The 26,552-nt window shown below is 32.1% G+C and carries 11 protein-coding genes and 1 pseudogene; 6 read left to right on the forward strand and 6 right to left on the reverse strand.

What is annotated here, in order from left to right; genetic code table 11:
* Positions 1 to 141: 141 nt before the first annotated feature.
* Positions 142 to 705: a DUF2808 domain-containing protein gene (locus RGRSB_RS02490; protein WP_119259694.1), complete on the forward strand. Its 564-nt coding sequence runs from the start codon at positions 142 to 144 to the stop codon at positions 703 to 705.
* 2,075 nt (positions 706 to 2,780) lie between these two features.
* On the opposite strand, the gene RGRSB_RS02495 is transcribed toward RGRSB_RS02490, so the two are convergent.
* The gene (locus RGRSB_RS02495) at positions 2,781 to 3,995 is read right to left on the reverse strand and encodes a M20 metallopeptidase family protein (protein WP_119259695.1); all 1,215 of its coding nucleotides are present in this window, start codon (positions 3,993 to 3,995) and stop codon (positions 2,781 to 2,783) included.
* A 777-nt stretch (positions 3,996 to 4,772) separates the two neighbouring features.
* On the opposite strand from RGRSB_RS02495, the gene RGRSB_RS02500 reads away from it, so the two are divergent.
* Together RGRSB_RS02500 and mraY are read left to right on the forward strand one after the other, a co-directional pair.
* Positions 4,773 to 5,003, forward strand: coding sequence for a DUF3134 domain-containing protein (locus RGRSB_RS02500; RefSeq protein WP_119259696.1), 231 nt, complete (start codon positions 4,773 to 4,775; stop codon positions 5,001 to 5,003).
* A gap of 84 nt (positions 5,004 to 5,087) precedes the next feature.
* Positions 5,088 to 6,185, forward strand: coding sequence for a phospho-N-acetylmuramoyl-pentapeptide-transferase (gene mraY, locus RGRSB_RS02505; protein ID WP_119259697.1), 1,098 nt, complete (start codon positions 5,088 to 5,090; stop codon positions 6,183 to 6,185).
* On the opposite strand, the gene RGRSB_RS02510 is transcribed toward mraY, so the two are convergent.
* A complete protein-coding gene (locus RGRSB_RS02510) occupies positions 6,177 to 6,986 on the reverse strand; it encodes a TlyA family RNA methyltransferase (protein WP_119259698.1) in 810 nt (269 codons plus the stop codon). The two genes, mraY and RGRSB_RS02510, sit on opposite strands and share 9 nt — an antisense overlap.
* 3,238 nt (positions 6,987 to 10,224) lie before the next feature.
* Here RGRSB_RS02510 and bchL point away from each other — a divergent pair.
* Positions 10,225 to 11,094, forward strand: coding sequence for a ferredoxin:protochlorophyllide reductase (ATP-dependent) iron-sulfur ATP-binding protein (gene bchL / locus RGRSB_RS02520; RefSeq protein WP_119259700.1), 870 nt, complete (start codon positions 10,225 to 10,227; stop codon positions 11,092 to 11,094).
* A 218-nt stretch (positions 11,095 to 11,312) separates the two neighbouring features.
* Positions 11,313 to 12,701, forward strand: a complete 1,389-nt coding sequence (locus tag RGRSB_RS02525; protein ID WP_119259701.1) for a ferredoxin:protochlorophyllide reductase (ATP-dependent) subunit N — start codon at positions 11,313 to 11,315, stop codon at positions 12,699 to 12,701.
* Positions 12,702 to 15,608: 2,907 nt separating this feature from the next.
* Here the strand turns inward: RGRSB_RS02525 and RGRSB_RS02530 are convergent.
* On the reverse strand, positions 15,609 to 16,757 hold the full coding sequence (locus RGRSB_RS02530) for a SpoIID/LytB domain-containing protein (RefSeq protein ID WP_119259702.1): 1,149 nt from the start codon (positions 16,755 to 16,757) through the stop codon (positions 15,609 to 15,611).
* Between the two features lie 637 nt (positions 16,758 to 17,394).
* Positions 17,395 to 17,523: pseudogene (locus RGRSB_RS11020) on the reverse strand (response regulator); the annotation flags it as partial.
* 364 nt (positions 17,524 to 17,887) lie between these two features.
* Here RGRSB_RS11020 and RGRSB_RS02535 point away from each other — a divergent pair.
* Positions 17,888 to 20,404, forward strand: coding sequence for a DNA gyrase/topoisomerase IV subunit A (locus tag RGRSB_RS02535; protein ID WP_119259703.1), 2,517 nt, complete (start codon positions 17,888 to 17,890; stop codon positions 20,402 to 20,404).
* Between the two features lie 2,854 nt (positions 20,405 to 23,258).
* Here the strand turns inward: RGRSB_RS02535 and glgX are convergent.
* Positions 23,259 to 25,346, reverse strand: coding sequence for a glycogen debranching protein GlgX (glgX, locus tag RGRSB_RS02540; protein WP_119259704.1), 2,088 nt, complete (start codon positions 25,344 to 25,346; stop codon positions 23,259 to 23,261).
* 353 nt (positions 25,347 to 25,699) lie between these two features.
* A complete protein-coding gene (locus RGRSB_RS02545; RefSeq protein ID WP_119259705.1) occupies positions 25,700 to 26,134 on the reverse strand; it encodes a SufE family protein in 435 nt (144 codons plus the stop codon).
* Positions 26,135 to 26,552: the final 418 nt, after the last annotated feature.

Here is a 26,552-nt window from a genome sequence, read left to right on the forward strand (position 1 = left end):
AAAGTTTTTCTATCGAAGTTTTGACACCTACAGGATTATCTTATTTTCTCCCCATAATGGAAAGACATTTGTTATCCTAAGACCCAATGAGTGAATTTACTTAATCTGCTTCTAAAACGTCTTTGGCTAACGAAATCAATTATGAATAAAAATCATTTATTTTCTGCAATCTTTTTTTCTAAGCGTCTGATTTCTACTTTAATTTTGTCTGGTTGTTTATTCACTGGTGTTCAGGCTCTGACTTGGGCAGGGAGTAATCCTGGACTGACAATTTTCAGTGGAGTTGAGAACCGTAAAGATATTCTCGATTATCATTTGGACTTTAATGGCCGCCCTAGACAAGTGGGAGAACGGTATAGACTCTATGTCCCAGGAAAAAAATTGACTCAAGGAGCAAGTAAATTTTTTATTTCTTATCTTGAAAGGCCTAAATTCGATGGAAAATTTAATCTTGATAAAGTAGAAGTTCGTGTTGATGGAGAGTCTTTACCCCTAAAGGATGTCTATTGGGATAAAGAAAGTCGTGTCGTCGAAATTGAGCTAGAAACACCTATCGAGGCTAGTCAAAAAGCAGAAATTGTCTTTTCTGGCGTAAAAAATCCTAGCAATGGCACTTATTACTTAATTTGTGACGTTCTGAGTTCAGGAGATATCCCCATTCGTATGTATGTAGGAACTTGGATTGTATCAATTGAAAGAGTTTAAGTTTTTAATGGTCAAAATTTTTGAATAAAGATTAGACGTTAATAAGGGTTAACGGCTGTTGACCCTTATTCAGTTAAACGAATTAAGTTAGATCTACTCTTCATTGGAAGTTTATACATGTATTCAAACGATTTTTTAAAATAAATGCCTTTATCTATTATTTTAGATTTTTTAAAGCTTTAGCTATCTAAAGTAACGTCACTATTAAATTTAGATATTTTTGAAGTTTACAAGTTATTAAAAAATTTTTTTGAACAACCTCTATAGCCTTCCGTCCCATCTTTATTCAAAGAGGTTTGACAGAAAGTTGTGCAGAGAAAAGTAAGTAGTATTTATTAAGATCAGGTACGTTGGAGGTAAAATTTTGTCTTGAGTTTTGACTAAATAATTATGTGCTCCATAGCACTACGCAAAAATATTAGGGTGGTTTATAAAAACAATGTCTACATGTTCTCTAACTAGTTTAAATTTAAATGATATTCGTATAAGTCAAATTTTTATAAAAAACTATTATTTTTTAATTTTGTTTAAGTTTGGTAGAGTAAGGTAGAAGGTATTAATGCAATTTAATATAAAAAAATACCTCCTAGTTTCAATTAATAAATTAAACGTTAATATAACTAAGTTTTAAATAAATCTCTATTAGAGATTCTCTCAAGAGTTAAATTAGTAATTTTCATAAATACTTCTTTAATTTTTTTGTGTTGACAAGTATTCTTTCTTAACTTTAGTATTTAATTGCTTATTTTTTAAGTTAAAAACTAAATTAATATTTTTATATATTGCTATATAATCTATATATTTAATAGCAAAAAAAATTAAAGAAAATACAACAGATTCTGAAAAGTCTAAGATTTTACTTCTAAATAAAAAAATATTAATCGCTATTTTTGTAATAAGGAAAAAAAGCAAGTTTATTTTAACATAAAAGATAGAAATATTAACAAATATATAAACATTATATAGTGTATTATTTAAGCTGGAAGATTTTTATTGAGTGTCTCCCAAATTATAATTATACTATTTTAGTAGTAAAAAAATATACTGTAATCTGTTTAAGATTTTAACTTAGTTAATAGCCAAAATAATATTTTAATATTTTTGTAATAAAAAATTTATTTTTTATTACAAAAAAGCCGGTGAATTAAGTAATTAAACATAAGATTACTTTATACTTATTCCTAAGTTAACTTCAAATTTAATTGAAATATTTTTTAAAATCTAGATATTTTAGACTAAAAAATTTATAAAAAGAAATGATTAATAATATTTTATTTTTTTATAATTTCTAACTGAAACGGTTAATGACCAACTTGAACATATATTTTACATTCAAAGAAATATTGAAGTGTTTGGAACTGTTTTATTAAGTTTTTTTGTCGATTGACCACTTATACTTAATTTACCTAAAAAATTTTTTCTCTATTTTTTAATCTCATCGAACTCATATTTTGTTAACCGATTGGCCTATTTTAACAAGCAACTAATTCATAATTCATCTCTTTTTAGAGAATTTACCACAAAATATGTACAGTGATCAATCCCTGGTCAATAAATTACCCCTAAATAACCTCAACTAATAAGTTTTTACTAAGTAGTTTTTAGTATCAATTTTAATGGGTATTTTTTCATATAGACTCTGTTTAATATAACTGATATTTTTGGAAACTGTTTAATATTATGATTCTTCTGTTTTTTTTAGTTTATTTAGAAACTGTTTTATATTTTAGACGTTATATTCTCTTTTTTTTACCTTACTAAACATTTTATAATTCTATTAATCAAAATATGTTTTGCCGACGAATTGTTGAACAATGTCCTAATTATTTTCAGTACTGCTATTATTTCCTAATAAACCTTTAATTTAAAGTCTAGATATAATCTAACTTCGCTTTGTAAATACAGAATGGGTTGGCATTGTTCGTAAATATCCCATTTCTGAATATTAACTATTGTTTGTGACTGAAACTTCTGTAGAGATAAACTTTAGGTTATGTTTTTACAAAAATAGAATAGTCTTAATCAAACTATCAAAAGATTCACCTCTGTATAATCGTTGATATTAGTTCTTAATCCTACTGACAAAACTTTTCAACGACTCTAACAAAGATTTCAACTCCTATTAATAATGCTGTTTCATCAAAATCAAAACGAGGATGATGGTGAGGATAGGTAAACCCTTTATTTTGATTAGATGACCCCAAGAAAAAGTAGCATCCTGGGATTTCTTGTAAAAAGAAAGATATATCTTCTCCTCCCATAGTTTGACAAGAAGAAATGATTCTGGCGGGAGTTTCCATAACATCCATAGCTACTGAGAGCACTAAATCTGCCATCTTTTCATCATTAATAACTGGAGGATACAACCACCAGTAATCTAGCTCATAGGTTGCACCAAAGGTTTGACAAATTCCCACGACAATCTCTTCTATACGTTGACCAAAATATCCTTTTAAATTAGGATTAAAATAGCGCACAGTACCACTCATCTTAGCCTTATCTGCAATTATATTTAATCCCGTTCCTGCATGAAGTTCTCCTACTGTAATGACGGCCGAGTCAAGAGGATTGACATTACGCGAAACAATTGTTTGTAAAGCACTGACAATTTGCGCACTAACTACCACAGAGTCTACAGTTTGATCAGGCATTGCCCCATGCCCACCTTTTCCGAAAATATTTAGGCGAAAACATTCTACTGCTGCCATCAACGGTCCACTGCTTACCCCCACTGTCCCTAGAGGGAAATTATTCCATAGGTGTAATCCAATAATGGCATCTACATCAGGGTTTTTGAGTACTCCTTCCTCAATCATCAATTTTGCCCCTCCTGGACTTTCTTCAGCGGGTTGGAAAATGATTTTAACAGTTCCTTTAAAATTATGGCGATGGTGCCACAGATAATCAGCCGTTCCCAGAGCAATCGCCGTGTGCCCATCGTGCCCACAGGCGTGCATTACGCCACTGTTTTGGGAACGATAAGAAACTTCATTTTCTTCTTGAATAGGTAAAGCGTCTATATCGGACCGAATTGCTAAAATTGGTCCAGGATAGGGACTGGTAATAGTGGCGACAATTCCTGTTTTAGCAATTCCTGTTTGATGAGGAATACCTATTTTTGTTAAAGTTTGGGTTATAAACGCCCCCGTTGCTTGTTCTTGAAATCCCAATTCTGGTTGAATATGAAATTGTCTGCGCCATTGAACTAATTTTGATCGACAAGAACGAATATCTAAGCGAATTTTAGAGAAGTTAATGCTAGGAATCAAAGGAATTTTAGATAAAGTCATCGGTGGAAACAAACATATCAAATATACTGCTCTATTCTAGATAGAATACAAAAAAATATTCTACCTAATTTAGGATGATAAATCAAACAATTATAAATAACAAACAGGAAATAGTTGAGAGAAAAATACATTAAATAAATTCAATGACTTAATAATTTAGTAAAAAGGTATCTACATTGTGTAGAAGTACTATTTATCTCCTAAGATTTTTTCTAAAAAACTAGATTGCACAAATTAAAACAAGTCTCAAATTAAATCTAAACATGGTTGAAGGCTATAAACAGAAAACTATATAGGGAGAAAAATGCAAAATTTTTAAATCTAGCGAAAGGTTTAACTGAATCAAAGACAAAAATTGTCTAATTTTGTGTGAAGGGGTAGGACTTATGCTAAAGAAGAGAGGCAGAAATAATTCTTGATTTTATTAAAAGGGGAAAGTAGAATGATTATTGATCTTATAAAAAAACTAGAAAGTTAAAATTATTTTGTCATTTCCTGTCTCCTCCTTCTTAAGATTTAAGATCCTTGATTATTCTCTAAGAGAAGATTATAATTATATTCGCTTCAAGGATAAAAATATAAATATTTTTAATATTAATTATTTAAAGAAGTTTTTGAAATGACTAGACTAGAATAAATATCACGCATTTTTATAGATTTTGTAAATTGAAGAAAGCATCAATTAGCAGTAAGTCTAAAACTTCTTGGCTATAGAGACAAAAAAGGGATTTCAATGGTACACTCTAATGGTATTTCGGTAAACTTAAGGGTAAGCTTATGTACAATCCCTCTTTGCGCCAAGAACCACGTTATGAACCGGCTGTGGTAATTCCAATTAAATATGATTCATCTATTCTAGATTGGTTAAAAGCCAATGATCGTCTGATTCCCCGCGAACAAGAAGACATTAAAAATACTCTGAAAGAGGATGAAGAAATCTCAGAATTGATGGATGTTGATGATAGCTATGATGATGATGACGATGATATTAATTTAGACGAAGACTAAGTTAGTCTATCTATATCTATCTATCAACCTCACGCTGTATTGTCTGTGTTGATTGTTGTTCGATTCTAAATATTTAAGGTAGTTGTGGACGCTAAATTCTCCCCTTCAACCCTCTTTACAAAACCATCAGGGACCTTTCTATTAGTTCTACTAATAGTACTGTTAAACATTTTAAGTTTAGGGTTAGCTCAACTTGTAGGGCAACCAATTTGCTTTAGCCTGAAACTTATGTTTCCTCTTGGTATCTCCGCCACTATTAGTGCAATTCTTGGTTATGGGATCGTTCCCCTACTACGGCGACTTAAAGCTGGACAAATTATCCAAGAGGACGGTCCTCGAGCTCACTTAACTAAAGCGGGAACCCCAACCATGGGGGGAATTTTTTTTATACCTGTTGGAGTGATTGTAGCTCTAGTCTGGACAAACTTTAATCCAACTGTTATTGCTGTTTCAACCGTTACTCTTGCTTATCTTGGCATTGGTTGGATAGATGACTGGCAGATTTTACGACAAAAATCCAATAAAGGGATTAGCCCTTGGGTGAAATTTATTCTACAAATCGCAGTCGCTATTGTTTTTTGTTTTTGGGTGTTTCAGAGTCAACCGTCTAGCATTACTGATATTATCCTTCCTGACAATCTTATTTTGCATTTAGGACTTTTCTTTTGGTTAATTGCAGTATTTGTCTTAGTAGCTGAGAGTAATGCCACTAACCTCACTGATGGGATAGACGGCTTAGCTGCAGGAAATGGGTCCTTAGCTTTTTTAGGGTTAGGAGTATTAGTAGGTTCTGACAACTCAGGATTAACGATTTTCTGTGCTTGTCTGAGTGGAGGATGTTTAGGATTTGTCGTACACAACCGTAACCCCGCTAAGGTTTTTATGGGGGATACAGGTTCTCTTGCATTAGGGGGTTCCCTTGGGGCAGTGGGTATTCTTAGTAGCAATCTTTGGGGATTGTTTATCATTAGTGGGATTTTCTTTGTTGAAGCTCTCTCAGTTATTGCCCAAGTTACCTACTATAAGGCAACTAAAGGACCTGATAGACAAGGCAAGCGATTGTTAAAAATGGCTCCGTTGCATCATCATCTAGAATTGAGTGGTTGGGCTGAAACCAAAATTGTAGGGATATTTTACCTAGTTAATGCAGGACTGGTAGTGTTAGCTGTAGTTTTAACCTAGTCCATTAGGAATGAATTGGGTAAAATTCTCAAGAGTTTTAAGCTGAGGTGATTTTTTATATTGATCGCAACGCAACCATAATAAATATTCCACGTTTCCCCCAGGTCGGGTAATAGGAGATTCAGTTAGCCCGTGATAGTACCACCCCAGAGAACAAGCAGCTTGTAGAACTTGGTCAATAGCTTGGGCGTGATCTTTGGGATTACGAACAATCCCTTTTTTTCCAACCCGCGATCGCCCTACTTCAAACTGAGGTTTGACCAACAAAATGACTTCTTTGGGAACTACTAACAAATTCCACAGGGGTTCTAATAATTTAGTTAAAGAGATAAACGAAACATCCATTACCCCTAAGTCAGCTTGAGGACTATCTCCATATAAATCATCGGGGGTTAAATAGCGGAAATTAGTTCTTTCTTTCAAAAGAACCCGCTCGTCTCGACGTAGACGCCATGCTACTTGCCCATAACCTACATCTATTCCATAAATCTGTTTTGCCCCAGCCTGTAATAGACAATCGGTAAACCCTCCTGTAGAAATACCGCCATCTAGACAAATTCGCCCTGATATAGCTATCTTAAAAGTATTTACAGCTTTTTCGAGCTTAAAACCTCCACGAGAAACATAACGGGCTTTAGCTTGTAGTTGAATGTCGGCTGTAATGTCGACTCTGGTTCCTGGTTTATCAATAACTTGCTGATGTACCTTAACTTCTCCAGCTAGAATAAATCCCTGGGCTTCTTGACGGGAAGAACACAAATTCTTATTAACTAATAAAATATCGAGGCGTTGTTTACTCACAGATTTTACTTTTGAATTTTTGTAAAAATTTTATTTATCTAAATTATAAAAAGAAACATGTATTTTTCTATAAAAATACATGTTTCTTTGACTGAGTAGATGGCTATCAATAAACCCCAGAAGGGGTAAATTACTTTTTATCTTTATACTTAAGTAAGTAGAGTTAAATTTATATTGATTCAATTAATACTTTGTGGATCAGCTCTTTTGAATAAGACCTTATTTAACTATTCTAGTGAAATCACATCCAAACATACTTCCAGTAAAAGTATAAGTTTGTACTTGGTGTCATCATTTTTTATCCTGTTTTATACTAGGCTATGAGTTTTTAGAAAAAATAAACATAACTATCTTCCTTAAGATTGTTTTAGTTTAAGTTAAATTGAAATACTCGTAGGTACTAAGTAATTATTCTTAATAATTACCACGTCTATTTCTTAGTTTTTGCCATGTTCTTCAGTTTCATTTACCTCTTTATCTAAAATCTTTCTGTTTTTCTTATATTCTTTTTCTGTAGGACATAAATCAATTCTTATCCTCACTTTTATTGCTTTCTATATTAAAGTTATTTTTTTAAAATTTTAGATAACTGTTGACCATTATAGATTTTTTTATCGTCTTTTCAACTATCTCTCTTCAAGAGATTTTATATTTTATTTCTTCCAAGTTATCTTCTTTATACTCCTCAAGGAATCTCACAATTCTCCTTTTGCTTTAATAATCTATCCAGAGATTGTTTTTACAATTGTGTTTTGTGATAGGATCAGCCGATCTGTAATTTATTTTAGTTTATATCCTTTTTGATTTAAACATAAAACTTCTGTTACTGTTTATTCTCGAAGAGAATTTTTGTGTTAACTTATAACCATAATAATGCTTATTTTTCTAATTTTATTAGTTAAATCTTTAGAAAGATTGATATTTAAATACTAGCTTTTTTATAAAACATTCCTATTTTATACTCATTGAAATTTACATATGTTACATAAACAAACTACATTATGCTAATAAATATTACATAAAATGTATTAGTATAGTTAGCTATAATTGCTTTTAGCTTTGAATAATTGATGTCATTTTTCCGTTTAAAGGTATTTCTCAAGTTGAAGTTGAGAAAAAATTTATTGAACTCAAATAAATTAAAAAAAGTGGTTATACCGAAATAGTAATGTAGAATTAACTAGTAAAATGCTTGGTTATGGAATTTTATAGTTAAAAATTGAAAAAATTTCTGAATCCATAGACTCTTATTTTAATCAACTTCAATTTATTATTAATATTTTTTACTATTCTTTGAATTGTTTCTTGCTCGAGGCAGGCAATAACTTTTTTAACTCAATGTCTAATTGTTTTACAGCTTTTTCGAGACAACTAATAAGTATTTTAAAACTAATTAATTGATTTCAATAATCATGATATTTAGTTATTAATTTTCTTTTTTATTTAATTGGTATTTTGCGAGGTGATTGATGACGTTTCATATATCTAATTTAGTTTTGTTTTTCTTTTTCAAACATCTCCTCTTTCTTTTTATACAAAATATATTTGCTTTTATTTAGCCTTAACAGAGTGTTTTATTTTTGATCGGTATTTTTAAGTTTTTTTGGCTTCTTATTGAAGAATTTTTATTCAATTATCGAATTAATTGCTAATTTATGTTACTTATAAAAACTTTATTTATTACTATTTAAACCTATGGTGTTAATTTATTTACAATCTTTTTAGAGAATTTTTTAAAATTTATACTAACCTCTTCATTTTCAGTATTTACCTCCTAAACTATTTTTATATTCTTGTTTTTATAATTTCTATGTTTACTATTTTTTATCAGTTATTAGCTGTCTTAACATCTGATTTTTTTCTATTTGTAAGTCTTGATCTTAATTTTTTAAAATTGTTTCTCTTTTTTGTCCATTTACTTAATTTCTTTTGATCATATTCTTAATTTAACTTTTTAAGACCTCTTCAATAATTTTTATCTTAGACTCTATCAGTCTATGTCTTTTTTAAAAAAACTTAACCCTCCTGTAAATTTTTCTTCCCGTTGAACTTTTTTCTAGAAAACACTATTTTCTACACGAAGATAGGGAAACACATTTTCTTTGATTTAAGTGGCCTCTAAGAATAAAATTTACAGTTTGATTCCTTTGAATTCTTAATAGTAAGAAAACTTGATGTTTTTTTTTAAAAACTTATTTGTAATTTTCTTTAGTAAATGAATAAATAGGAAAAGATTTGCTAGCATATCTAAAGTTTTTACTGAGCGAAATCTCATTGATTTTTAGGTGTTTAGCTATTTCGGTAAGATATTGATGAAAACAAATCGGGAAAACTTTGATTTGTTTAAGATAATCTCTGAGAAGTTCAAATTGCCCAGACAAAGGGAGTAATTGCTTAAGAAAAAAAATAGAACTGAGTATAAATATAATAGAGACGAGAACCCCATCATACTTTATGATCCTCAACGTCGATTATTTTGCACGCTGTACAAAATACCTAACAAAGTTGAGATAGCTATCAATATTAGTGCTATACTCCCTGGAAAAAAGCTCAAAATCTTTATTCCTCTCAATATATAGAATGTGAGTGTTATTAGTAACGATACTATGAAAAAATAGAGTATAGATGAAGTCTTAGAACGAGTTGATTTACCCATAAACTATAGCAGAACAAGTAACAGTCATGAAATTAATGCAAAATCAGCAGCACACCAGTCTACAATATTTTATAATTTTATCAATGTCCTAACCATAATGTTTAGTGCTCTTTTTCTATAAACCTCAGTGAGAGTGAACCTATAATTTATTGAAACTGTAAAGATTCTTTATAAAGGACTTGGGGAGCTAATCATCTTCGAAAACTTATTCTCTTAAAATCTAAAGTTTCATCCGTTAAAAATTAAGGTTCAAGTTTGATACTTAAACTCAAAAATTTATTGATTAAGGATTAGCGGCTTTTCTTTAAAAGAAGTTTAGATCTACGAAGTTTCTTTACTTTTTTATTTTGAATAAATTAATCAAAATTTATAATCATGTTTTTTAGTCAATATAAATTTATGATAGATTATTTATCTCTTTAAAAAGCCTTCTAAGACTCTAAAAATAATCTTTTATTTTTATGTAAAACAGTTCATAATTTAGATTTATTAAGATCAACAAAAGAAAGCTACTGTCGATTTCCAGTTGAGACAGCTATAAGCAAACAACTATTAAGAGATAACTTAAGGAGAAAACGAACTTTGACTTTGACACTCGCAGTTTACGGTAAAGGCGGCATCGGCAAATCTACTATGAGCTGTAATATCTCTACAGCATTAGCCAAAAGAGGTAAAAAAGTCTTACAAATTGGTTGTGATCCTAAACACGACAGCACCTTTACTTTAACCGGATTCCTTATCCCTACCATTATTGATACCCTGCAAGAAAAAAACTTTCACTATGAAAATATTTGGACTCAAGATGTCATTTACAAAGGCTATGCAGGAGTCGACTGCGTGGAAGCTGGTGGACCTCCAGCAGGGTTAGGTTGTGGAGGTTATGTAGTTGGAGAAACTGTTAAATTACTCAAAGAATTGAATGCATTTGATGAGTATGACGTCATCATATTTGATGTGTTGGGTGACGTAGTTTGTGGCGGGTTTGCTGCACCGTTGAATTATGCGGATTATTGTTTAATTGTGACTGATAATAGCTTTGATGCCTTATTTGCTGCTAATCGAATTAGTGCTTCGGTTCGAGAAAAGGCAAAGACTTATCCCTTACGTTTGGCAGGGTTAATTGGAAACCGTACTTCTAAGCGTGATTTGATTGATAAATATATCGAAGCGGTTCCTATGCCTGTGTTAGAAGTTCTACCCTTAATTGAAGATATTCGGGTTTCTCGTGTTAAGGGTAAAACCTTATTTGAAATGTCAGACAAAAATCCCTCTCTTGAGTATATTTGTAATTACTATCTCAATATTGCTGACCAATTGTTAGCTATGCCAGAAGGTGTGGTTCCAAATGGTGTTCAGGATAGGGAATTGTTTACCCTTTTATCTGATTTCTATCTTAATCCTCAAGCCCCTCCTAAGAGTCAGGAAGAAAAGTTAGATTTAATAATAGTTTAGGTTTATAGTATCCTATTAAAATAGGGTCTAATAGCCTTACTACAAACTGGTATTTATAAAAAATTTTATAAAAGAATGAATATAAGTTCTCAAGTTAGATTTTAGTCCGGATTCAAAAAAAAGCAAAGGGAGAAATACAATTATTTCTAGAATTACTATCAGAAACTGAAAAATTAAAATAAATTAGACAAAAACTTAAACTAAGAATAGTGTAAATTATGACTGCGACACACAAACCTACTGCCTTACAATTTGATTGTGAAACTGGAAACTATCATACTTTTTGTCCCATTAGTTGCGTAGCTTGGTTATATCAAAAAATTGAGGATAGTTTCTTTTTAGTTATTGGGACTAAAACCTGTGGCTACTTTCTACAAAATGCCATGGGGGTAATGATTTTTGCGGAACCACGTTATGCAATGGCAGAGTTGGAAGAAGGAGATATTTCTGCTCAATTAAAAGATTATGAAGAACTCAAAAGATTATGTTTACAAATCAAACGTGATCGCAACCCTAGTGTTATCGTTTGGATTGGTACTTGTACAACTGAAATTATCCAAATGGATTTGGAAGGGTTAGCACCTAAATTAGAAGAAGAAATCAGTATTCCGATTATAACTGCGCGCGCAAACGGCTTAGATTATGCTTTCACTCAAGGGGAAGATACAGTCTTAGCAGCAATGGCACATAAGTGTCCCAAAGAGAGAGAAAAAGAAGAACGTAGTGCTATTCCTAAACTGCTTAATTTTGGACGAAAAAAAGAGAATGTAACGCAAGATAATTCGGAATACATAGACCATCCTTCTTTAGTTTTGTTTGGTTCTCTTCCTGATCCAGTTGTTACCAATCTAACCCTAGAATTGAAGAAACAAGGGGTCAGAATTTCGGGTTGGTTACCCTCTAAACATTATACAGAGTTACCGGTGATTAATGAGGGATATTATGTTAGTGGGGTTAGTCCATTTTTATCACGGACTGCAACAACTTTGATTCGCCGTCGTAAGTGCAAATTAATTAGTGCGCCGTTCCCTATCGGACCTGATGGAACCCGCGCTTGGATTGAGAAGATTTGCTCGGTATTTAATATTGAAACCAAGGGTTTAGAGGAACGTGAAGCAAAAATTTGGGAGAATTTAGAAGATTATATTAAGTTAATTCGTGGTAAATCTGTTTTCTTTATGGGAGACAATTTATTAGAGATTTCTTTGGCACGTTTTCTAATTAGTTGCGGGATGACTTGTCCTGAAATTGGAATTCCTTATATGGATAAGCTATATCAAAAAGCAGAATTAGATTTGCTTGAAAAAACTTGTAAAAAAATGGGAGTTCCTATTCCTAAAATTGTTGAAAAACCAGACAATTATAATCAGATAAAACGCATTTATGAGTTAAAACCTGATTTAGTTATTACGGGAATGGCACACGCTAACCCCTTAGAAGCAAGAGGAATTAATACAAAATGGTCTGTTGAATTCACTTTTGCTCAAATCCATGGATTTACTAATGCGCGAGATATTCTAGAATTAGTCACTCGTCCTCTACGTCGCAATAATAACCTAAAAGAATTAGGGTGGGAAAAATTAGTTAAAGAAGAGGCTAATGTTTAGTTTTAATTGTGGGGTGGCATTGCCCGCCCCACAATTAGGTTATCTTTACAGTTAGTAATGAGTTGTATTGATAGTCAGTAATAATATGTGGTTCTCTTAAAATAGGTATGATGAATTGGTATATGATAAGCTATAACATTCTGATTCTGACTGCATTCTATAACGCCAGAAACTTAATTTCTATCTAGCTCGAGTTGATAGTATCTTGGGAACCTTGTAAAGTTAGCCCTTTAGCTTTTATTTACAGCAATTCTATTATAGCTGAGCCGAAAGAGCCTAATATTTTTAGATCTTCTAAAAAGTTGTTAATAAGTAAATAGGTAAACTTAAATAAGTTTAAAATAGGGAAGTAGTTATAGAAAGCAATCGAGCCCAAACATTTAGTCAACAGAACTAGAAAAATAAGAACTATTAAGGTAAAATCTACTAACGTAAAAATCTGTAAGCTTAAAAAAAAGCTGAAAATAGAAAAGAACAAACGTAATTACAAAAATAGATCCATGCTCTACAGTAAAGGAAGCTAAAAAATACTGTAAAGACCAAGTGATGTACTCTCAATTATTATTAATAGTAATTAAGGGTATATTACTAGTTTAGTAAAAGCCAAATTACAATAATGTCAAGACAAATAATTTTATATATTTTTATATTATTGACTAGATTTAATAGAAATTAAATAACATTAAATAATAGCTTATTAAGCTGCCACACATATGTTTGAAAATGAATATAATTTGGACAAGGTAGGTAAACAAAGAGTTGCTCTAAAAAAGATATAAATTTTAATAATATAAATTTAACTCTGAACACTTAATTATAGAAATATATGATAGTCTATTTTTTAGATTTATTTAAATAAATCTACTTACTTATCTTCTCTTTTTAGAAGAAGATGACAAAGTAAGAATGACAAGTGCTGTTAAATAATCCATAATAACGAAAAGAACTATGATTAACTCAACTCTAATAACAACAAACCAATTAAGGATCTAAATTTTAATCAATTTTGCTTACTCAATTGATTTTATTGAAAATTAAAGATAGTTAGCTTTAACAATAAAGATAAATTTGTTTTGGACCTATTTACTTAACAAAGATTTAGTTAAATTAAAAAGTCTAAAGAATGATAGTCAAAAAGATAAATTGACTCATTTATAGTCTCATTAAAAAGATGTAAAAAAATTTGCTAAAACGATAGATTAAATTTTTAAGAAAAAGGATTTCTTTCAAAAAAATATATTTTTTAATATTAATATTATTTATGAAATAATCATAAAATGATTGAAATCAGTTTATAGAAAAAAATAATACATAAGTATAATTATCATGGTAGAACTCTATAAAAGTACGTTTAGTTTAACCAAATATTAAAATCTTTTTGATATAATTACAATTATTTCATAAGTTATAGTTATATATATTGATATATCAACTATTTAAATGTAAGATAAGATTCAGGCTGAATTTTAAAAAAAGTCAAGTGTTAGCTTATGTAGATTTACAAATTACAGCAGTAGTTATTTAACATTGCTTATACATAATCACAAAAAACATCAAGTATATTTATAAGATCAAATTCGTTTAAATAAATTTATTACTTCTTATTTTTGTTAAAAACATATACAAGCTTAATTTTTAAAATTTATTTTTTTTCAAAAAAAATAAATTCCATAAAGAAATATCTTTTAATCAATAAGTAAAATAAATAAAATCTAACATTAGTAAAACTTATAAACAAGAAAAATTACCTTCACTTCATAAATATTTAAATAAATACAAGAACAAACAACAAAAAATATAAAATTTAAATATTTCTTTGAAAGAAATTAGTTTTAATAAAAAAAAATATTTGTGTTTTTTTTTATTAAAAGAAAATTATAATCCTTGATATATAAATTATAAAAATATTTTAAAGTCGACTAACTAATTTTTATTAGTTAGTATGTAGAGTGGGAAAATACTATCTTGTTAGTACCATTATGTTTATCCCTAAATAAAAGTTTTTAATAAGAGAAGATAATCATCTATCTTAGATAGAGTAATGACCTCTAGAAATTAAAATTAATCCTAAAATATTAATTACAATTATTATCGTAGGAACAGGTAAACTTTGAAACATTTGTGAGAAATTTAAATAAGATTTAAAAATCATTAATTAATGTTATTAGAACTATGCAAACTTAAATACAAAAGAATTAAAAAATTAGCAAAAGGAGTTATTACCATCGTTAATCTAACTTTAATGAGGAGATTTTATTGGATGGTAATCTAAATAATACGATGAGTTATCTCTCGAATAGCAGTGACAGCAAAAGATAAAAATTATTCACCTTGTTATAAAATTAACTACAATAAAATTTAAGAAACCAGACAAATTAACCTATGCTATTTGCTAAATTTAATTTACTAACTTACAAATTAATAGTTATGTTTAAATTTTGGGGAAATCAAAAATCATAACTAAATTACCAAACACTATCTTATAAAAAAGAATTTGGACATTTTTAACAAAAACAGTGGCAATGACACTCATCTGATCTAGTACTAACTCCAATGCCTAGCAATATGATAATTCTCCCTGTTAGTTTTCTTTATTTTCTAATACGGATTAGAAGTTATAAGCATATGGAATGTAGGATGATTATCAAAATATTGTTTTGAAAAATAATTTCTACAAAAGGAAACAACAAAACAAAACACTAAGTAAATAAAAGTCATACCAAAAAGAATCTTATAACCATATCAATAATATTCGAACTAATGTCCATAAAAAAAGACAGAAAAACAATTAATTATCCAATAATCTTAGTTCAAATAACTATCAAGTGAGCCAAAATCTAATCTCTATAGAATTAAACGATTAATTAACCTTGCTCACTTGATAGTTATCACCACACTAACCAAACCTTAATTTAAGGTTGTTAACTGAGCATTTTGATAATAATGGCTGACAATTTGGTCATAGGGGATACCTTGTTCTGCTAGGTAATGACTGCCCCATTGACTCAGACCAATACCATGACCGTAACCCCTACCATCAATTTGAAACGTTTCATTATTGGCAGAAACAGTAAATAAGGTGCTCTTCAGATCGAGAGCTTTTCGCAAATTGTCATCAGTAATATTTTTAGAACCGCGAGTTCCTACTACTTTCAGAGTAATAATCCGTCCGTGAGGGGTCGTTCGTTGGGGAATAAGTGATCGTACTGCTCCTATACCACCGATGAGTTGTCCCATTTGACCAGCATTAAAAGACTTACGCCATTGGAAAACAGGGGCGAGTTGATCGTAGTCCACCACGCCACGCAAATATGGTAGAGGGGAACTCCAAACATCTTCAACATTTTCGGTATGACCGCCAGACGAAGAATGGAAGGCTGCCAAGATGACCTTGCCATTGTGGGTTAAGACCTGACCAGCTGTTCCATTAACCGCTTCATGAGTCGTGACAAATTCAGTTTCTAACCCCCTATACACCTGGGTTTTAGTGGTTGTATCAAGATCGTAGTAACGATTTTGTGCCTTAGAACTTTTGTAGAGAGCGTAGGTGCGGGCAACTACAGCTTGGGATTTAAGAGCTTCTATGGGCCAGGTTGGATAAGCTTCTGACCCTACTACACTGTAAAGATATTCCTCTAAATCGACTAAGTTAACTGCCGTTACGCCATTTCCCTGACGAATTAGTCGTACCTTGCCCCGATACCAACGATCACCGATCCAAATAGAGCCGTTTTTAGTAGGTTCAATGACAATTTGATTGGAATTCCATCGATCAAGATTCACTCCACTACGATGAGGCTTTACGACGAAAGCCTCTAACTGAGTCAATTCTCCCAATTTGTGGCCTGCCCCATCGTGGACTAGAGCAGGGGTAGAGCTTCCCACTTTGAGGGTACCAACACTTTTTTCAATAGCAACTCTTAATTCAGTAGCCCCTTGAGCTGGAAAACTCAAAATCATCCAAATTAATCCTGTTAACCAGCCATAGCGTCCCAACAAAATCTGTGAGAGTTTGAACGTCCAGACTCTAGAACCTAAATCATAGTTTTGTGACATTTGCTTGTTCTCCTCACACACATCCACAAATATGAAAATCTTATCGCAAAACTCAAGGGATTTGAGAGGTGATCGTACATACTAAGAAAACTTCGGATGGATAGCGTGAATAAGTTTAACTCTATAAAGATATTCCTCTAAATCTACAAAATCAACCATCTTTGCGCCATTTACCTGGACTAATTGGTCGTTCTTTGCCCCGATACCAACGATCACCGATCCAGAATAAAGCGGTTTTTAGTAGATTTAATGACATTTTGATTGGAATTCCATCGATCAAGATTCCATTGATTAAAATTAACTCCACTACAACGAGGGTTTAAAGCAAAAGCCCTAAATTGAAGTCAATTCTCCCAATTTACTAACTGCCCTATTGTGGACTAGAGCAGGGGTAAAACTCCTACATTGAAAATACCAACGCCTTTTTTAACAACTCTTTATGTATTGTCTTTTCTTGTGTAAGCCTTTTGTCAGAAAAACAAGCACTTTTTAGTGAAAGACTTAGCTTTAAGACACTGAACAATTGCGACTCTATTTACAGCTTGTCCTTGCTTGATCTAACAATATAGATTGGATAAAGAGATAAACACTATAGGATAGGGAAACATCTATTTAAGTAATATTAACTTCTCTCTCTTTGACTATTCTTAATTATTTCTTCTACATTCTCTGTTCTTTTGACATCCAACTCACCACGTTTGGTAGAAATTTTAGAAGACACGCAAAAGTTAATGAGATCGTCTTCTACGATAAGAATGCTTTTGATAGACCCCAAAAACATTATGTTGGATCACAAAAAGTATAGATTACTGATTTTTAGTGATTTGGGTAAGATTAAAGAGACTATCGAGCTGCTCAAAGAAATAGGAATGACTCTATCAACTTGATATCTGATTGGACATCAACTCCCATAAACTACGTTAAATAAGTCCTGCCGGACTAACCCTCTAGCTCTAAATCAGGAAGAGATTAAACTTAGTTTTTGGGGAAAATCTTAAAAATCAATGCGAATTGCTAATGGTTAGCCTACATCCGATGCAATTTATTCACAAGTTGCTTAGTGATCAGGTTAAGTTAAATTCAAGGACTCTTACTGTAAACCGACAGAATATTCTTATCAAGAAACTTCAATGACAAGACAGCTAAACGTATTAGGGACAGGTAAAATTATCCCAACCGCATTGCATACAGAAATGCAACGCTCTTATCTTGAATATGCCATGAGCGTTATTGTCGGGAGGGCTTTACCTGATGTTCGTGATGGACTTAAGCCTGTTCACCGACGCATTCTTTATGCAATGTATGAATTAGGATTAACCCCTGATCGCCCTTTTCGTAAATGCGCTAGGGTAGTTGGAGATGTGTTAGGAAAATATCATCCCCATGGTGACCAAGCAGTATATGATGCTCTGGTGCGGATGGTACAAGATTTTTCGAGCCGTTATCCTCTCCTATCAGGTCACGGAAACTTTGGGTCGGTGGATAATGATCCACCCGCAGCAATGCGCTACACGGAAACACGACTGGCCGCCATTGCTGATCGCGGGATGTTGAACGATATTAGCAATTCAACCGTCGACTTTACCAATAATTTTGATAATTCTCAACAAGAACCCGTTGTTTTACCTGCTCAACTCCCTATTTTACTCCTCAATGGGTGTACTGGAATTGCTGTGGGGATGGCGACAAGTATCCCCCCCCACAATTTAGGGGAGTTAGTTGATGGATTAATTGCTCTTATCGATAACCCCGATGTTTCTGATGAGAAGTTATGGAAAATTATTCCCGGTCCTGATTTTCCCACTGGAGGGCAAATTATCAACACAAACGGTGTTAAGGAAGCTTACGCTACAGGACGCGGTATAATTCCCGTTCGGGGAGTGACTCGGATTGAAACCTTGAATGTGGGACGACGACGACGCAAAGAACGCACCGCTATTATCGTCACAGAATTGCCTTATCAAGTCAATAAGTCCAGTTGGATTGAGAAAATGGCAGATCTGGTTAATCAAGGAAGCCTAGAGGGTATTGCCGATATTCGGGATGAGAGTGATCGCACGGGAATGCGGGTTGTCATTGAATTAAAACGGGATGCTAACTCTAATACTGTTTTGAAAAAACTTTATCAGAAAACTGCTCTACAAAATAATTTTGGGATGATTTCATTAGCTTTAGTGGATAATAAGCCCTGTCAGCTTTCCTTGCGTCAGTTATTAAAAGAATTCTTAAAATTTAGAGAACAAACTCTAACACGGCAATATAAAAATGAGTTGAAAGAAGCACAAAACCGTGTCCACTTATTGGACGGGTTATTAATAGCCCTCGATAATCTTGATCAGGTTATTAATATTTTACGAAATGCTGCCGATGGAACTACTGCCAAATTCAGGTTTCAAAAGGAATTAGAAATTAGTGATGCTCAAGCTAACGCTATTTTAGCAATGCCAATGCGTCGTCTAACAGGGTTAGAACAGCAAAAGTTACAGTCCGAATATCATGAATTACAAACTCGTATAAATGAATTACAAACTCTATTAAATGATCGTCATGAATTGTTAAAAACGCTTAAGAAAAATCTGCGATCATTAAAACGTAACTTTAGTGATCCTCGTCGTACTAAGATGGTTACTACCACCAGAGACACGAAAGTTAAATCAACAAAAAGTGATCTTAAACCCAAATCATCTTTCTCTAAACAAGAGAATAATTCAGAAAAAAAATCACAATCTTCGGAGTTGCCTCAACCATTAACTTTTTTCTCTCTTCAAAAACCCCCTGAAGATGCAATCTTAGAGATTACCCATAGTAGTGAGGTAGCTTGGCGATCGCCCGGTACTAAAGGACTCGATCACCTTGTTTATTCTGCAACCATTGGACAAAAAACCGAGTTAATAGTGATTACCGATGCCAGTAAAGCTTATCCTGTCACCGTATCAGAAATTCCTCCTGTCACAACTCAATCAATTTCTCTGTTAAGTCTTTTGGCGAAAGGGACGCAACGAAATGTAAATCGGGTTATTTATTCAGGTTTCCTGCCTCAGAAATTGGAAAATCAAGATTTATTATTATTAACCAAACTGGGGCGTATTAAACGTATTGCAATGTCCCAATTGACCAGTTTAACTAATCGAGGATTAGTGTTGGTGAAACTTAAAGACGGTGATCGTCTTGACTATGCTTGTCCTACCCAAGAAGGGCAAGAAGTAGTGATTGCTACGTCAGGAGGGCGTGTATTACGCCTTTCAGTTACTGATGAGATGATTAGTGTAATGGGACGAAATGCTCAGGGAAATCAGGCGTTAAAATTCCTTTATGGAGAAACCTTAGTCGGTTGTGTTACTTTGAGTCCAGAAGAAGATATTCTCTTAATTTCAAGTCTTGGTTATGGTAAACGCTTGTCTTTGAAAGACATCAGGGCAGGAAAGTTGGGGGATATTGGTCATCAGTGTCTACAATTCAAAAGTAAAACAGATGGTTTAGGGGGAATGATATTGGCTAAAGACGAAGGAGAAATTACCTTGCTTACCGATCACAATCGTTCTTTAGTTGTGCCGATTGGTTCAATTCCATTTTTTGGTAAAGATGGCACAGGAGATAAGTTAGTAAAACTTCAATCAGAGGAAACAATTGTTACCGTATTAAGCTGACTCAATCTCTTGTGGTGCTGCTGTACTCAATGTGATAAAAAAATTGTATATTTTGTAAGCCTAAGTTAGGCAAAAGCTTTATTGTGAAGAGAAGTTTTTCTCTGTGACGTAACCCACTCTAAATAGTTGACTATGTAGTTTGTACCGGGCTGTCAGGAGAGTCAACTCTACTAACATAAGTTCGATTGAAGTTTTGGGAAAGCATTGCCTAATCTAGTCAACTAAAATTGTTTTGTAGAACTTGTATTTTAAGCAATGATATTGCTATGTAATTTTTTACAAACTTGTAAAGAAAAAATTATAATAATTAGTATTGTTTACTCTACTACTATAGGAGTTTTTGAACACTTAGTTAACTTAGATAAAAGTTATGTTGGATTGCATGAGAATTAAAACTACTGATCATAACGACAGTAGTAAGTTGTTTGTTTTTAAGTTAACTCCAGACAACACAGATGACCGTAAATTCATGAATGAGTTTAAGCAAAATCTAAAATTAGAGATTACTCAAAAACTTTTTTTAAAATAATCAACAATTATTTAAAATAACTATACTAAATACGGTTACTTTATTTTTATAAAAAATTATAGAAAACTTGACTAATGATAATAAGTTTAATTTTAAGTTTCTTCTTTTATTTGATTTAGAATATCATAATAATTTAGCAAGACTTCTTCTATCTAATCAAATAGCTCTTAATACTCATGAACTCAAGTATCATATACCAAAGTTTAGAATCTTTCCGTTTGCTCCAATTCTAGAGCGTAGGCTAACAAATATTATCTAGTAATTTACTCAAAAATTTTCCACTGTTTGTTATGTTGTCATCTAGCATCATTTTCTATTAATAAGACTTCTTTTAAGAGTTAATTTATTTTTTCTAAGTTGGTAGACAATCTGACTCATTTCTTGTACTTCTAGTGAAGTTGCTCTTAAATAAGAGCATTCTTAACAAGTCTAATGTAACTAACATTAACAAATGTTAGTTACATTAGGTTTTTTTAAAAAAATACCTAAATTAAATTGGAGATCCTTCTTCTAAAGTCTTTTGAGATTTAACGATATACTGAAAAACTACTGGTGTCACTTCTTGTTTGTCTGGTGAGTCATTGATAGACTTTGACCAAATATTGGAATAACGACATCTTTATCCAAACAAAAGTTCCTATAATACCAAAAATTCTGAATAAATCTCAGGAATAGTCGTTTTTTATCTTTTTTTTTCCGATTGTCTATTTCATTATTCTTGTAGGCTCTTGTGATGTTCCCAGACCTATTTTACCAAATAAAAAATTCTATGATCAACTTCACTTACTAATATAGATCAATAATACCGCTAGTTCTTCATAACTTTATCCTGTGTAATTATCATGAGGTAATGTCACCTTCATTTATTAGAGCCAATAAACGATTAAGAGGAAATTGTCTATGTAATTCTAACTGTGTTTGTGACGTAATTGATAAACTCCTAATTTATCAACACTTGACTAAGTAGAGATTTCCACTTTTTTGCCCACTTTACTTTTTTAATTTAAGTGAATGATCAGTTAGTTATTTGATAAATCCGTAGATATACAACTATTCATAGCCCTAGCTTACTATAGTAGATTTTCTCAATAGAACTCTAAACTTTTGTTCTAATTAGCTTTAATCGCACTCTAGATCCCTTAAGATGTCATATATTTATTTTGGCTTTTAGATATCTTTTTTCAATTTTTTAAGTTTTAAAAGTAAATTTTTAAGAAATCTTTCTTGTGCAATAGATTCTCCCTTTCTATAAATTTATCTCAAAAATTGATAATGATATCTGAAATTTTTAAAAAATTAAATTCTTTTTAGTCCCATTAATACCAAACTTCTTTATTTTTTTATATATAACAAGTAACTTTTGAGTATATAAATATTTATCTACTAGTAAAATTTAAAATTAGCTGGCTAATTTTAAATTTACTTATAAGTTATTGAATGTTTGTTTTTTTTTGCTCCAATTTTTGAGACTTATTATTTTTTTATAGCTCTCTTTTTAAGATTTTTTCAATAAAAAATATCCTCTTGATTAAAAATAATTTTTATCTTTTAAATACTTAATTTCTGGCTTAAATAAACAATATATAGAATAGTTTTATAGACAGAGTTTTTATCTAAATTATTTTTAATTTATTATTTGGTTTAATCAACTAATAAAAGTTTAGCTAAAAATTAGTAGAAATAATTAATAAAAATTTGCTTAATAAACGTTATTTTCTTTAAATACCTACTTCTCAGATTGAATATTTGAGAAATTTAAGTGTCTAAAATTGTTGTGTTAATCTTTTTAATCGACTGACTTCTTATACTTATTTATATAAAGAATTTTCTTTCAATTAGAAATTACAAAGTAATCTATCCTAGTTTTAGGCTATTTTATCTGTTTTAGTCTTGATTACTGGCAGTTACTATTTTAAATAATCATCAGCTAATTGTAAACCTCGTCGTACTTTGACTTAACATATCGAGAATAACAACTACGTTTTTAAATCTCATTAAACTAACATAGGAAGAAATTTTAAATCATACAATGATTGTTACTAATAAACTAACAACAACAACAAATATTGGTATATTTTTCTTTTCTAGAAAACCTCTTCAAGAGAGAATGTAGAGAGTAGACTACGATGTTCCCGATGCCCCTATCTGATTTATTACCATCGATGTTATTCTATACATTAAGCTGGCATGATCATGTGGCATTTGTGTCAGTTACAATTATATAAATCTGCTGGTAGAAGCTGTTTAATAACTCTTGAAGTGGATATTAGTTGGAACTCTAGTTATTATTTATCAGTAGTAACCCTCAAGGAAAATCAACTTTTTTTAAAGAGAAGGTTTAACCATTAAAACCACAGAGGCTCGTCCCTGAACATGATAGCTATTAGTTTTAACAGGATAAGGTGCATCCAATTTGCAGAAACTCTCGGATAAAGGTAACGCTGTGTCAATGATACGATGCCAACAGTATCCGTGCTCTAAAACAGGCAATTCGAATTCTAAGGATTTCCAGTAAGCATTCAGCATTACGTGCAAATGTTCATCCACATCAGGATGGCGCACACTAAAAGCCAAACAACGCGAATGATAAGACCAGTCAGGGTGTTTTAATTTGGTTCCATGCCAACTAATCTGAGGATGATGAAGATTTATATAGGCAACTTCCAACCGTCGTTCTTGACGGAATAATTCTAACCCTTGGGTAAAGTGAATTAATTTTCTAACAAAACACCATAAATGAAATTGTCGATCCACATCGTCCCAATCAAACCAGCTCAATTCGTTATCCTGGCAATAAACATTATTATTTCCTTTGCAGGTTCGACTTACCTCATCTCCCATCAAAATCATTGGGGTTCCCTGGGAAAGAAACAGAATAGTTAGAAAATTTTTAATTTGTTGTAACCTTAAAGCATTAATTTTAGAATCATCGGTTTCCCCTTCCACTCCACAATTCCAACTAAAGTTATTATCGCATCCATCGTAGTTATTTTCCCCATTTGCTTCATTATGCTTTTCATTATAGGAAACCAAGTCATTAAGACTAAAGCCATCGTGACAGGTAATAAAGTTAATACTACGGTTGGTATCCATATCTATGCGGTGGTAAATATCAGGACTACCTATAATTCTTGCTGCTAAAGAAGGAACCATTCCTAAATCTCCTTTTACAAAGCGGCGAATATCATCTCGAAATGGTCCATTCCACTCAGCAAACCAGTCTGCTAATTCTACAAATCGACCTACATCATAGAGTCCAGCAGCATCCCACGCTTCAGCAATAAGTTTGGTTCCTGCTAAGACAGGATCAGATTCGACTACCCATAATAAATCTAATCCCTGGCGATCTTTAATGGGGGTACCACTAGCATCCCTAGTCAAAATTGAAGCCAAGTCAAAGCGAAATCCATCAACATGCATTTCTGATACCCAGTAGCGTAGCGAGTCTAAAATTAGACGGGCAACAATGGGATGATTCCCCCTAAAAGTATTGCCACAACCGCTATAGTTTTTGTAATGGGCTAAATTATCTGCTTCTAGAATGTAATAAGTTGCATTATCTATGCCCCGAAAACAAAGAGTCGGTCCTAGTTCATCCCCCTCCGCAGTATGGTTAAAGACTACATCTAGAATTACTTCAATTCCTGCTTTATGTAATGCTTTAACCATATCTCGAAATTCATTAAGAGGTCCCAGAGAACTTTTGTCAGAACTATAGATGCGGTGAGGAGTAAAAAAATTAATGGTACTATAACCCCAATAATTTGTTAGTCCAGATCTAGCATCTTCGGAGTCAAAATAGTGAACTGGTAATAATTCAACCGCCGTAATGCCTAAGCTTTTGAGATAGGGAATTTTTTTAATTAATCCAGCATAGGTTCCCTGTTTATCAGGTTCTACACCAGAATTAGGATGACGGGTGAATCCTCTCACGTGCATTTCATAGATAATACTTTGGGAATAGGGAATGCGTAAGGGGTGGTCGTCTTCCCAGTCATAATTATTGTTGTTAATAACAACATTCCGTAAAGCTTGGGCGCAGTTGTTTCCAGGTTGGAAAGCAGCACTACGATTGTAGATGGAAGATCCCACAATAGCTTTGCCATAGGGATCTAAAAGAACTTTATTCGCATCAAATCGATGACCATTTTCCGGTTCAAATGGACCATGAACCCGATAAGCGTAAACTTGTCCAGCTGTTAACCCAAATACGAAAATATGCCAATAGTAGTGGGTGCAGTTTGTTTGTCGTTCTAAAACCAGGACATACGAAGGCTGAGGGGCATTAGATTCCTCGAAAAGAAGCAATTCAACAATTGTGGCGTGTTTGGAAAAAAGACAGAAATTAACGCCTTCTGGATAAACAGTAGCACCAAGAGGGTGACTTTCGCCAGGTCGGGTATTGATGTCCATGGTGCAATTTAAATTTTATATTCCAGACATTGTAGAAGTTACTCACAGTTGAAAGTTTATCTTAAGTCTACAGATAATTACTGTTTTGTTTAGTATCTCTTTAGATCAATAATCAAAATAGTTTAGTTATCATTAATAATAACTACAGAATGATAGGAAATATCAGGTTTTATCAAACGAGTTTTTACAGAAAAGTACAAGTGTTTAGATATAAACTAAACTGAGATAACTGCTAATTGTGCAATTTACTTCGATCTATTATAAATCGCAATATCTATTTCTGCTAAATTGCTGAAAATGCAATATATTAGCAAATTTTCCCCCTATAAATAACTAGGGGGATAGCTCTATGCTTATGTTTCTACTTGTAATTCTAGAGCTTTCTTTTTCATGAGTTGGAAGATATTATAAAATCCATTAGCACGAGAAGGAGTAAGGCTAACTTTCAACCCGGTATCTTCAATAAAATCAGGGGTAATTTGCAAAATTTCAGCTGGTGGTAAACCATTTAATCCCTCAATCAGAAAAGCAACTAACCCTTTGACCAATTGAGCATCAGAATCTCCCCGGTACCAAACCTTACCATCTCTCAGGTCAGCAGTAATGTAAACTTGAGAAACACAGCCTTGAACTTTATTTTTGGGTATTTTACTCTCTTCTGGCATTGATTCTAGCTTTTTGGCATACCACAGCAATTGTTCATATCGTTTCTTGGGGTCAGAACGCTGTTTGAATTTCTGGACAATCGCATCAAGATTGGGGGGTAACGAGATTGGGAATGATGACATAATTCTAGCTTTTAAGTAGTAAACGTTATTTACATTAAATCTCACTATAACTATGCTATCTACTCCTGAGAACCTATGATAATAGATTTATTATAGTAAACAGTTTCTAAACCTTTTTTAAAAAGATGGATTATTAGAACTTTTATTAAAAAAACTTAACAATAATTAAACTTAAAATATATAGGTTTAAATCTTGGACAAAGGAGATTTTGTGAATTAGAGATAATGAAGTTCTCTCAGTATCTTTCTAATTTCTTTGCCTGGAGATAATAAGACCTTGTATGCTGAACACATGTATAACTGTGGGTTGTAGGAATACCTCAATATCTTCTTAAGAGAAGATGTTGAGAAACTAGGTTTCGTCGAGACACTCCATTTTAACAAAATAATCTGTAAATATTTTATGGATAAATAATTA

It is taken from the genome of cyanobacterium endosymbiont of Rhopalodia gibberula (assembly GCF_003574135.1).
Classification (GTDB): Bacteria; Cyanobacteriota; Cyanobacteriia; order Cyanobacteriales; family Microcystaceae; genus Rippkaea.

Bases quoted from the DNA above. Each gene is read 5' to 3' on its own strand.
- RGRSB_RS02490 (WP_119259694.1), top strand. From the start codon at position 142: ATGAATAAAAATCATTTATTTTCTGCAATCTTTTTTTCTAAGCGTCTG.
- RGRSB_RS02545 (WP_119259705.1), bottom strand. From the start codon at position 26,134: ATGTCATCATTCCCAATCTCGTTACCCCCCAATCTTGATGCGATTGTC.
- RGRSB_RS02525 (WP_119259701.1), top strand. From the start codon at position 11,313: ATGACTGCGACACACAAACCTACTGCCTTACAATTTGATTGTGAAACT.
- RGRSB_RS02495 (WP_119259695.1), bottom strand. From the start codon at position 3,995: ATGACTTTATCTAAAATTCCTTTGATTCCTAGCATTAACTTCTCTAAA.
- RGRSB_RS02530 (WP_119259702.1), bottom strand. From the start codon at position 16,757: ATGTCACAAAACTATGATTTAGGTTCTAGAGTCTGGACGTTCAAACTC.
- glgX (WP_119259704.1), bottom strand. From the start codon at position 25,346: ATGGACATCAATACCCGACCTGGCGAAAGTCACCCTCTTGGTGCTACT.
- RGRSB_RS02535 (WP_119259703.1), top strand. From the start codon at position 17,888: ATGACAAGACAGCTAAACGTATTAGGGACAGGTAAAATTATCCCAACC.
- RGRSB_RS02500 (WP_119259696.1), top strand. From the start codon at position 4,773: ATGTACAATCCCTCTTTGCGCCAAGAACCACGTTATGAACCGGCTGTG.